A 10074-nucleotide genomic window follows, 5' to 3' on the forward strand; every position below is an offset into this window, starting at 1 on the left:
AAAACTTTGATATTTAGAGTATCCTGTGTAAAGTCAACAATTAATTTTATAAGTTTTTGATTTGAGGAATAGCTACTCGCACTACCATTTATTACAAAAATATTTTTCATAAGTTATTTTAATCCTAAATTATTAAGAGCTAAATCGCCTTTTCATAACAATTGAAAACTCCTTTTCGAAAATTAACAGTGCCCACCAGATCATATCCTTTTTTTAAATAAACGGTATTGGCCGTTTCATTTAATGAAAAAGCATCAAAACGAATGGATTGGTATTTGTGTTCAACAGCATATTGTTCTGCATATCTGATCATTTTACTAGAAATTCCTTTTCCTTGAGCAGCTGGTTTTACATATAGACGATGAATCACTAGAAAGGGAATGCTGGTATTCCAATTTAAGTCATTATATTCTTCATCACATTTTTCATTTAGAGCCATATACGCGACTAGCTCGCCCTGCTCTTCAAAAATGAATGCCTGCTCCTTATCAATATCCTGTGTAAGTACCACCTCATTAGGATATTCTTGATCCCACTGATCAACACCTTCACGCAACATATCCATCTTTACCTCCTCCAGCACCTTTGACGCTTGAATAATATCGCTTTGAATTGCTTTTCTAATCATTTCGTTAACTATCGTTCTATTTTGAAATTTATGCTTGCAGAGCTTAAACTAATAATCATTTTAAAATATGGTTATTTAACCTAAAACTTCCTACAGTTGTGTGTAGCTTTAAATAGCATTAACCTTAATTTTCCCTATCCTAGTTGAAAGATATTATCAAATCTAACCAAGTCAAAACTACAATCTTTTTCTCATTTAACAAGTTCTGAAAGAAGTAATATAAATGCTTGCTCACGGTTAAGTTTTACGCTATGCAACAGCTTTAGAAATGACAAATTAAGCCGATGTAACTTCATTCTACTGTAGAATTGACATAAAGCAACGAATTAAAATAAATTATGATGTCGACATTATTGCGAGTTATTCCAGCTATAGATTTCTTTGTATCAAAGTCACTTAACATTGTTTATTATCGGGAAGCAATAAAAGATATTCAATACTTTGTGAACGTGGTCTTGCTATGCAAAATGAAAACAAAAGCCACATCTCAAGACATGGCTTTAACTAAACATATCATTAAACAGTAAATTACTTGTACGAGTTGATCGATTGTGATACTTTCCAGTTACCGCCTTCATTGACTAATGTCACGAGATCGGTTTTGGTAAAGTTTTCAAACTCCATGGTTACTTTAGCAATCATATAGTCAACTGACTCCTGTAAGATGGTGGTACTGGTTTTACAGTTGAGCTGCTCTCCTTTTTGCTTTTTCAAATAAATATTAACGGAATCTCAAATATACTGTTAGCCAAATACATAATGGAGTATACGCTCTAAAACAATAGCTTCCAAAGAGGCTTTCTTTTAAAAAGATGCCGATATTCTTGCAGGTATTCATCCATAATACGTGGCTTTCTGAGAATTAAGGCAGTAATATTATCGCTCTCCGGCTCCGGAACCTTAATTGCCAGATCATCAAGTTCAACAATATGAGTCGCCAGCCATCTAGGTAATTTTGATTTTTTAGTTAATCGACTAAATAATTCGTCAGGCGTAATATCCTCATATTCGATTTTACGACATGTTATGTGCGATAATTTTGCGGCCATTTCTAGGTTCGTAATAGCTTGAGGCCCTGCAAGAACAATTGACCGTTGCTTTAATTCATCCGTTGCCAATAAATAATTTACTGCGATCGTTGCTACATCACGGCTATCAACGTAATTTCGCTTAGCATGACCTAAAGCTCCGTAAATTTTACCAAAATATTGAATTGTTAGTGCATTTCGCTCCCAATTTTGCATAAATGAATGCGGTCTTAAGCAACAGAAATCATCCATATTTTGTGAAAGATAGTCCTCTACTTACTATGCCATTGGCTTACCTTCACTTTGGCAGGAGACTGAACTACAGGTGCAGACAATTTAACGATTCGTTTTATACCACTTTGTTTGGCAGCATCAATTATATTAATTTCCTGTTCAACCTGATCTGGAGATGTTGCAGTTAAAAGAAACAATGCATCTGCCCCAATACAAGCTTCTTTAAGTTGGCCCCTTGAATTTAAGTCGGCACTAACATAGGTTATATTCGAAGGTTGGGTACCTATCAGTACAGGATAAGGTCGTTCAGGACTTCTGAGAACCCCTCTTGCTATACAATCAGAATCTTTTAGTTGACGCATTACTTCTCTTCCAACTGTACCTGTACATCCAAAAACAACTATGGTCGGCTTAATTTTTTTCATTTTTATAATTTTTTATATGTTGACGGATTGTTAATATTGTTGCACCTAGAAATGCTGAGGTTATTATATTAAAGCGTTCTGATTGAAGTTTAAATAACGATGTGCACAACATCCCCAGACCAATCATTAACAGAATAATCAAAAGGGATCCTACCCACTTTTTTCGCACGAATAGCTGTCTCAGCTCGAATTGCCAAAGTATAATAAAGCTAAGTATCGTTGACAGCAGCGAGGATAATCCTATAGTCGTGTAGCTTGCCATCATAAGATCAGTTTTGAAGAAAAAAGCTGATATAAAAGACATTAAGGCAGGAAATACATAAGCGGGAATAGCTGCAACCATCAGTAAGCGCAGGCTGAAATCTGAAGGGGGACAATCTCTATTTTTCATATGATAGTAAGAATAGTTATTTTCATCTGTGTATTTAATGGATAATTATTTATCTCCTATCAATACGATAGCTCAGTGCAGCTTTTCCATAAGCCATGTTAGAAATAGCGAAATCATTCACTGTCTTTTGTGTGCTGTCGAATAGCTCATAACGATTCAACAGTCCCATTCCACCTTGTACCTGAAGCCAGACCCCTCCTATCAAGTGTTGATGTACCTGTAGACCGCCATGTATAGTGGAGAACTGCGCATAATCGACTTCCTTACCACTATAACCGTGATAATTTTTTAAGTTAAATCGAGTCCAGTCTATTGAACCCGCCAAACCTACCTGTGTGTTTGGACTCACATTATAAAGTACGTTTAATCTAGGCCAATAAAACTGGGCTAACCATTTGTTGTCGTTGCTTCGATAATCAATTGATATTCCTGGAGTAATTAAAGTCTCTCCGAAAGAATGTAAGGCATGAACACCTAATCCTATTTCGAGATTCGATGCAGTTCCAAATTTTTTCGATACACCAAGTATTCCGTCCAGAATCAGATCATCAAAGGAAAGAGATTTTTTAAAATCCGTAGCTAGGGTTGGCATTGCGATTCCCAAAATAGACCATTTACTCGAAATCGGGTGCCGGATAATAATTACCGATTTTATCTCATGAATTCTTTCAATCCGGTTGGGATCATCAATCGTTTCGTTGTCATAATTGAAATCCATTAAACGATAATTCAAATTACTAAAAATGCTTGTTTTGCCTATTTTTACAGGGGGAATTGGCAGCCATACATCATAGGTATTCAGTTGAAATTTATTTCCTGAAAGGGAACTTTCTTGTGGCAAATCTTTGAAGTTAGCTTTACTATGAACAGTGGTGGCAATCCCTCCAACATCTTGAATAATCTGACTATAGCTTTTATTTGAAAAGAGGAGCGCTAAGATAAGAATACAAAAATATGGCCATTTGGTTATGACTTTGTATTTACAATAAAAGGTAATTTGGAGGCCAGTCCTGATACCGAAGTTTCTAATAGAAATTAATGTTTTCATTTTCTTTGGATTTAATAATACAAAGGTGGACTGAAAACAAGAATTGCTTTAAAACTAAACCACTCTTTACTCGGACAAATCCTGCATAAAGGTAATTCTATATTCCGAGGGGGTTACTCCAGTTATTTTTTTAAATAAGCGTCCAAAGTAGCTAGGATCGCCATAATTAAGCTCAAAAGCAATTTCAGAAATACTCTTGGTCAGGTCCTGTAAAAGGAGCTGGCTCTGCAAGATACTGACTTTATTGATCCATTCCTTTGGACTTTCACCAATGGTTTCCTTGACACATCTGTGGAGATAATTTTCAGAAACAGACAGTTCACCGGCATAAAATAAGATCGACTTATGTTGCAGATAATGTTTGTAAACCAACTCCTTAAAGTTAAAAGTAATTTCTGCACTCCGGTTGATACTTTTATTCAGTTCTTTACTGGAAGTAAAAATCTTCTGAAGTCCTGCCTGTAATAGAGAATAACAAATGCCAAGATTCGGATTGGGATAATATATCTCAATATTCAATAGTTCAAACAGAGATGTTAACCATGCGCTACTCTCCTCTGGTAAATGAATAACTGTATTAGCAGAAAAGATTTTAATGAGTTCCTGCTTTGACAGCAATTGATTGAGTGTCTGGTCTTCAAATAAGATCATGTGTCCCGCGGCATCTGGGCTTACTTCCTTCAATGAAGTTACGTTCCCTTGTTTGACAAATAAGATTTCATCTTGTTTTATTGACACCAAATTAGCATCGACCTGTTGTTTTGCACTTCCTCTTGTAATATGAACAATAAAATTGAATTCGGGTCTATGTAATGGCGTGGGGACTTTAATGAAACCAGATGTTTTTCCAATATCATGTATCTGAACAGGGGTTCTTAAAATTGCAAAGTCAGTTGACATCTCTGACATAAACTGCCCCCTGAAATCTGTTGGAGTTATTCTCTTTATTTTAGACACAGCACAAAACTATAGGATAAATGATATCAAGTATAAACTTTTATTAGCAAATGAACGGAATTTAGATTTACCATCATTGTTTTTATTGATAAAATAATTTCATTTTTCCTTTTTTCATATTTTTGAACTGCAAATAAAATCATAAAAAAAAATGCTCAGCTACATACTGGGGACTTTATTTGCTATTGCAGTGATATACCTATCGTATTTTAATAGTAGATTCATAATGAAATTTATTTTTAACATGATTTTTCTTCATTGAAGATCGTTTATAATGTTATTTCAAACATATTAACAATGTTAGTTTTTGTTTCTAATTGCATCAGCCCCACATCCCCCAACTCAAACCTTGATGCTTTGCTTAAGCAATTGTTGATTCAAAAGTAGGGTGTAATTCATCCCTACTCTATGACCATTATACTAACACAATAAAAAACTCGGTGAATGAGGGAAATGGATCGATGAAATTATTTTATTTTTCTAACCCTAGCTTACTGTTTGTTTTTTCGTCGAAAAGCAAAATAAATAATAATTGCACTAACTGACATTAATACGGAAGCTAAAAAAATGGTGCTCCAGAAAACTTAAACGGTGCTTTATCATGTGTAAAATAATAGAATAGGTTTGTCATAATCGGAGGACCTACTATTGAAGTCGCACTCACTAGACTGGATAATGCCCCTTGAAGCTCACCTTGTTGATTTGAAGGAACATTTTTACTTATTATTGATTGTAGTGCCGGTCCGCATATTCCTCCTAAAGAATAGGGTACGAGGAAAATAAACAGCATCCATCCTTCATTAGTAAATGCAAATAACATTAAACCCAATGCATATAATAATAACCCAAAATAGATACTTTTCTGTTCTCCTAATTTGGGAGTGGTCCATCTTATTAAGAGTCCTTGTACTAATCCGGTCAATAAACCCAGTAAACCTAGTGATAGACCTACAACTCGCTCTGTCCAATTAAATTTATACATGGTAAAAAAATGCCAGTTACTCTGTACTGCATGAAGAGCGATGTAGACCAGAATTAAAGCAAAAATAAGATTTGATATTTTTGACTGTTTTCTCAAAAAATTAAATGTACCGATGGGATTTGCTCGTTTCCAGTCAAATGAACGACGTTTATCTTTATCTAAACTTTCTGGTAGTACAAATAACCCATAAAGAAAATTCACCATACATAGCAAAGCTGCTGCATAAAAGGGAACTCGAGTTCCATAATACCAAGTAAACCGCCAGTTACCGGGCCTATAATAAATCCTAATCCAAAAGCAGCTCCGATTAGGCCGAAATTTTTCGTTCTATCTTCATCGGTGGATATATCTGCAATGTACGCACTTGCTGTGGAAATACTTGCCCCTGTAAGCCCAGCAATGATTCTTCCAAAAAATAACCAACCCATGGATGGTGCAAATGCTAACAGCATATAGTCAACTGCAAATCCAAAAAGAGAAATTAAAAGGATTGGGCGCCTTCCATATTGATCACTAAGATTTCCCACTATAGGCGCAAATATAAATTGGGTGATAGCATACGCAAATCCGAGCCATCCACCATATTTGGCGGCTTCACTAAGGTCACTATGAATAAATTCTCCGATGAGTTTTGGAACTACTGGAAGTATAATTCCCCAACCTGTAATATCAATCAACAATGTGATAAATATAAATCCTATGGCCGCTTTTTTATCTGTTTTTCTCATGCAGTAAAAGTAAAAAGAGACAAAAGGAAGGTATTGACAATTTAATGGTATTTACATACAATCTGAAAGTTGATCTTATTTAACCATCAATAACGGTTAAAAAACAACTATCATTAATTATTCATTTCTGTAAGTTTTAGGCGATATTCCAACTGCTCTTTTAAAATATCTGCAAAAAACACTTGTTTCTTCGAAATGAAGTTCATTGCTTATTTCTTTAATGGATAGACTAGAGGATTTTAGTAATGTTTTAGCATGTAGAATGGTGAGATGATCAATCCATTGTAAGGCAGATTTCCAGTTTTCTGTTTTAGAAAACTGGAAAGATACTGCGGTGTTAAATGAAGTTTTTCAGCATAAAATGCAACGCTTCTATGCTGGTTAGCATACTTAGCAATAAGGAGATAAAAATCATCTATGATCTCATGTTTGCGGCTCTTTACTACGCTTTTGCTATGAGGTAAATTAGAATATATTTCAGAAATCATACTTATTAAAACTAGAACAAGATGCCGTAGCATTTGTGTCTTATTTGGACTCGCTTTCTTATGATAGAAATTTTGTATAAGTGTGAGTAAATCATGTTGAAGCTTTATTTCGTCGGGCTGAAGCCTTACAATTGGTTCCCATCTAATTTGATCATTCATGACAAACTCACGTAGAATGGGAAATTCTGTAATAAAATCTAATGAAAGACCAATTGTTATTATTTCTGCATGTTCACTCAATGACTTTGTTTCGATCATCAATTGCGGTTGTAAAACAGCAATATCACCTGCGTTTATTTCATATTCAAGAAAATGGATTTGCGATTTCATGGATCCTTTTATCATAAATCCCAATAATAAACCATCAAACAGACGACTATGACTTGTAAATTTCTTATTTGGGTCGTTTTGCTGACTAAGAATTACTATCCCTTCCGTCTTTTCCGAAGGATCGAGATCATATAATTTATAGACATTATCCAAAGTTATAAATAGAGCCATGTTCAAATGTCGGAAAAAAAACACACCTATAGCAAGTGGCGTCCAGATAGTACCTTACAAATTGTATGTAAACACAATAAAATTGCAAAATTATAGATGAAATGATTTCAATAATTGATAAATTTGAGAATTACAATATTGACTTTCCACTTGATACTGCGATCAGAGGTTTTTATAGATCTCTTGATCAATATTATTCGATAATTCGAAAAATGCTTTTACATCGTCTTTTTTCACGAACCCGCTTCCTACTTTCCAACTTGATAAAACCTCAAAATTGAAGAAAGTTAACGCCGTAGGCGTGTTTATTTCTTTCCGTATTTAGTTATTGCATAACCGTCAAACCGTATTAGTTCTAATTCATCCTTTCCTTTTGGTATATTGTAATAAAAATTATAAAATTGAACAACTCTACCTTTGGGATAATTTTCTTTAGTAAAGTTAGAGGTTATGGCAGATTTCTTGATTATTTCTAGATTCTTTTGAACTAGCGTTGCCCTAGTTCCGTTTCCATAAATTTTGACTTCACAACTATCTTTTGGCAACAATGTAAAAGTATTTGATAATAATGCTTTTCTTTCGGTTAACATCCATTCTTTTTTCATTCCTCGTAATTGTGCTACTTCAAATTCAGCGCTTTGGATAATTTCCAAAACATTATTGCTATCTCTATCATTTATGCCTTTTGTTAGTTTAGCAACAGCATTATAGAGTTTATCAAGTAATTCCTTCGAATTTGTCAACTGAACTGATTTATTTAAGGTAGATAGTTCGATAGGAACTTTAGCTTTAAACTTTATGGTTTTCAAAAAGTAACCATTCTTAATGTTTTCTTGGGTTATATCATCATCAGATAATTGATAATTTACTAAAATATTTTCTTCAGGAAAATCGGATTTATTTGAAATGATCGATACCCCTTTAGCTGACTTGACCAATAGAATTTCTAAAATCGGTTTTCCTTGTTTTTTGTAATTTGTCAAATCAATCAACACTTTTAATTCTTGCTCTCCATTTTTGTCAATCGCTATGTCAATAAAATTCGGAATGGTATTTCCGAAGAATTCAAGCCCTCGAAATACTGGATAATCATTTATTGAGATTTCTGTCGGATAATAAAAAGTCGTTTGAATGCCATAGTTATTCTGTTCCAAACTGGATTTTAATCTATCTAAAAGTTCTGTCTTTCTACCTTGCCCGTTGGAATAAGTTACCGCAAGTAATGCATGATAAATAAACAATATTTTTTCACAATTCTATATTTTTATATGTGTCGGTCTAACCTTTTAAGCTAAAGAATTTGGTATTTATGAAGGAGGAAAAATAGATATATTCCGATAATACTGCCCCCATTCCTATGATACTTCACTTCCCTGATTTTGGTTATCTAATGATTTTTATCAGTAACTTGACAATATTACCTTTTTTTTCTTAGACATTCCCTTTAAATTCAATAGGATGTGAAGTATGCACAATCATATCCAGCACGGCATCTGCAATTGTGACTTCTCCGATCACAAGGGAGATCTAACTAACAATTATAAATTATCCTTAACTTATGTCAATTTGAAAAACTTGGTGCATGAAGGAAAGGGAGAGATGAATCTATGGGCTTTGACTGTTTTTTATTACATTAGAAAAAGATATCGCCCTCGTATAAATAGTAAAGACGAATTGGTAAAGATTAGATTATATGAAACCAAACTATTTAAGTGCTAGTTATTCATTCATTATTATTTTAATCAGTTGTGGATTACTTTATAAATTCTATATAAATAATGTAAATAATACTTTATATGGGGAATTGTATTTATAGTGATAGCTGTTTTTATTTTTGTATTTATTTCATCTTTTAAAGGTATTGGAATATTTAAAACTGAAAAAGAGGCTAATAAGTATAAAGGAAAATTATCATATAATAACGATGCTTATACGGTCATTACCTATTCTAAGGATATTGTAGTATCCTGGAATTCTATAGAGGCTATATTTTATATTAATTCCCCCCCGCTTGATGGCGAATATCATAATAAGGAATACAGAATTTTTTTAAATAATGACCCTGTAATCATAAATAAAAGACCTTTAAAATGGTATGATACCATACTGCCATCGCCTAAAAAAGAAGAACATCCAATGATTAAAATTGATGATTATTATAACATTGATTTTGATACATTTTTACCTTCCATAGAAAGGTTTCTTATGATTAAAAATATACCAAGCTTTTTAAATGGCAAATTTGGAAACCAAGTAGACTATGCAAAAAAAGAAAACACAGTCATTGGAGTTCCCCATAATAAATTGTTAATGACGACAGGATTTTACGTATTATATGATAAAGGAAGTCATAGCGACTTTGAATTAAAAGAATATAGAAAAAATGCAACAATCCTTCGTTAGCGACTTACAATATATGATTAAACAATCAATTACTTGTACGCGTTCATCGACTGAAATACTTTCCACCTACAGCTTTTATTGACTAATGTAACAAGGTCGGGTTTGATAAAGCCCAAACTGCATCGATATAAATATAGAAAGCCACTCTCGACAGAATGGCCTTCTATATTTTAAAGGATCTATTTGATTTTCCTAAGCTTTTAGCTCCCTATTACTTCATCTGTATTAGTTCAAATAATCGTATGCGGCCTACCAAGTACA

Annotated in this window: 11 protein-coding genes and 1 pseudogene; 1 reads left to right on the forward strand and 11 read right to left on the reverse strand. The window is 33.5% G+C overall.

Features of this window, described 5'->3' with window-relative positions:
* Window positions 1–139: 139 nt before the first annotated feature.
* The 11 genes and pseudogenes from L950_RS22065 to L950_RS22110 all read right to left on the reverse strand — a co-directional run bounded on the left by L950_RS22065 (window position 140) and on the right by L950_RS22110 (window position 8651).
* Entirely contained in the window at window positions 140–628 is a 489-nt protein-coding gene (locus tag L950_RS22065; RefSeq protein ID WP_021190285.1) for a GNAT family N-acetyltransferase, read from the reverse strand.
* A gap of 528 nt (window positions 629–1156) precedes the next feature.
* Window positions 1157–1342 (reverse strand): hypothetical protein, encoded by a 186-nt coding sequence (locus tag L950_RS22075; protein WP_021190286.1) that lies wholly within the window; start codon window positions 1340–1342, stop codon window positions 1157–1159.
* Window positions 1343–1401: 59 nt separating this feature from the next.
* On the reverse strand, window positions 1402–1872 hold the full coding sequence (locus L950_RS34345; RefSeq protein WP_231577783.1) for a hypothetical protein: 471 nt from the start codon (window positions 1870–1872) through the stop codon (window positions 1402–1404).
* Between the two features lie 56 nt (window positions 1873–1928).
* Window positions 1929–2315 carry an SDR family oxidoreductase gene (locus tag L950_RS34350; protein WP_231577784.1) on the reverse strand — a complete coding sequence of 129 codons (387 nt, stop codon included), beginning with the start codon at window positions 2313–2315 and terminating at the stop codon, window positions 1929–1931.
* On the reverse strand, window positions 2302–2706 hold the full coding sequence (locus L950_RS22085) for a hypothetical protein (RefSeq protein ID WP_031288457.1): 405 nt from the start codon (window positions 2704–2706) through the stop codon (window positions 2302–2304). The genes L950_RS34350 and L950_RS22085 overlap by 14 nt, the downstream gene beginning before the upstream one ends.
* A 49-nt stretch (window positions 2707–2755) precedes the next feature.
* Window positions 2756–3754, reverse strand: a complete 999-nt coding sequence (locus L950_RS22090) for a DUF6268 family outer membrane beta-barrel protein (RefSeq protein WP_021190288.1) — start codon at window positions 3752–3754, stop codon at window positions 2756–2758.
* 66 nt (window positions 3755–3820) lie between these two features.
* Window positions 3821–4711 carry a helix-turn-helix domain-containing protein gene (locus tag L950_RS22095; RefSeq protein ID WP_031288458.1) on the reverse strand — a complete coding sequence of 297 codons (891 nt, stop codon included), beginning with the start codon at window positions 4709–4711 and terminating at the stop codon, window positions 3821–3823.
* 559 nt (window positions 4712–5270) lie between these two features.
* A pseudogene (locus L950_RS22100) lies at window positions 5271–6421 on the reverse strand (TCR/Tet family MFS transporter).
* Between the two features lie 117 nt (window positions 6422–6538).
* Window positions 6539–6700 carry a helix-turn-helix domain-containing protein gene (locus L950_RS37565; RefSeq protein WP_410528153.1) on the reverse strand — a complete coding sequence of 54 codons (162 nt, stop codon included), beginning with the start codon at window positions 6698–6700 and terminating at the stop codon, window positions 6539–6541.
* Complete coding sequence (locus L950_RS22105) at window positions 6661–7410, reverse strand: AraC family transcriptional regulator (protein WP_197086629.1); 750 nt, start codon at window positions 7408–7410, stop codon at window positions 6661–6663. The genes L950_RS37565 and L950_RS22105 overlap by 40 nt, the downstream gene beginning before the upstream one ends.
* Before the next feature lie 305 nt (window positions 7411–7715).
* On the reverse strand, window positions 7716–8651 hold the full coding sequence (locus L950_RS22110) for a hypothetical protein (protein WP_021190290.1): 936 nt from the start codon (window positions 8649–8651) through the stop codon (window positions 7716–7718).
* Window positions 8652–9225: 574 nt separating this feature from the next.
* Here L950_RS22110 and L950_RS22115 point away from each other — a divergent pair.
* Entirely contained in the window at window positions 9226–9813 is a 588-nt protein-coding gene (locus L950_RS22115) for a hypothetical protein (protein ID WP_021190291.1), read from the forward strand.
* Window positions 9814–10074 lie beyond the last annotated feature (261 nt).

The organism is Sphingobacterium sp. IITKGP-BTPF85, from assembly GCF_001006065.1.
Classification (GTDB): domain Bacteria; phylum Bacteroidota; class Bacteroidia; order Sphingobacteriales; family Sphingobacteriaceae; genus Sphingobacterium; species Sphingobacterium anhuiense.

Coding starts and splice junctions, on each gene's coding strand:
- L950_RS22065 (WP_021190285.1), bottom strand. CDS start 628: ATGATTAGAAAAGCAATTCAAAGCGATATTATTCAAGCGTCAAAGGTG.
- L950_RS34345 (WP_231577783.1), bottom strand. CDS start 1,872: ATGCAAAATTGGGAGCGAAATGCACTAACAATTCAATATTTTGGTAAA.
- L950_RS34350 (WP_231577784.1), bottom strand. CDS start 2,315: ATGAAAAAAATTAAGCCGACCATAGTTGTTTTTGGATGTACAGGTACA.
- L950_RS22085 (WP_031288457.1), bottom strand. CDS start 2,706: ATGAAAAATAGAGATTGTCCCCCTTCAGATTTCAGCCTGCGCTTACTG.
- L950_RS22090 (WP_021190288.1), bottom strand. CDS start 3,754: ATGAAAACATTAATTTCTATTAGAAACTTCGGTATCAGGACTGGCCTC.
- L950_RS22105 (WP_197086629.1), bottom strand. CDS start 7,410: ATGGCTCTATTTATAACTTTGGATAATGTCTATAAATTATATGATCTC.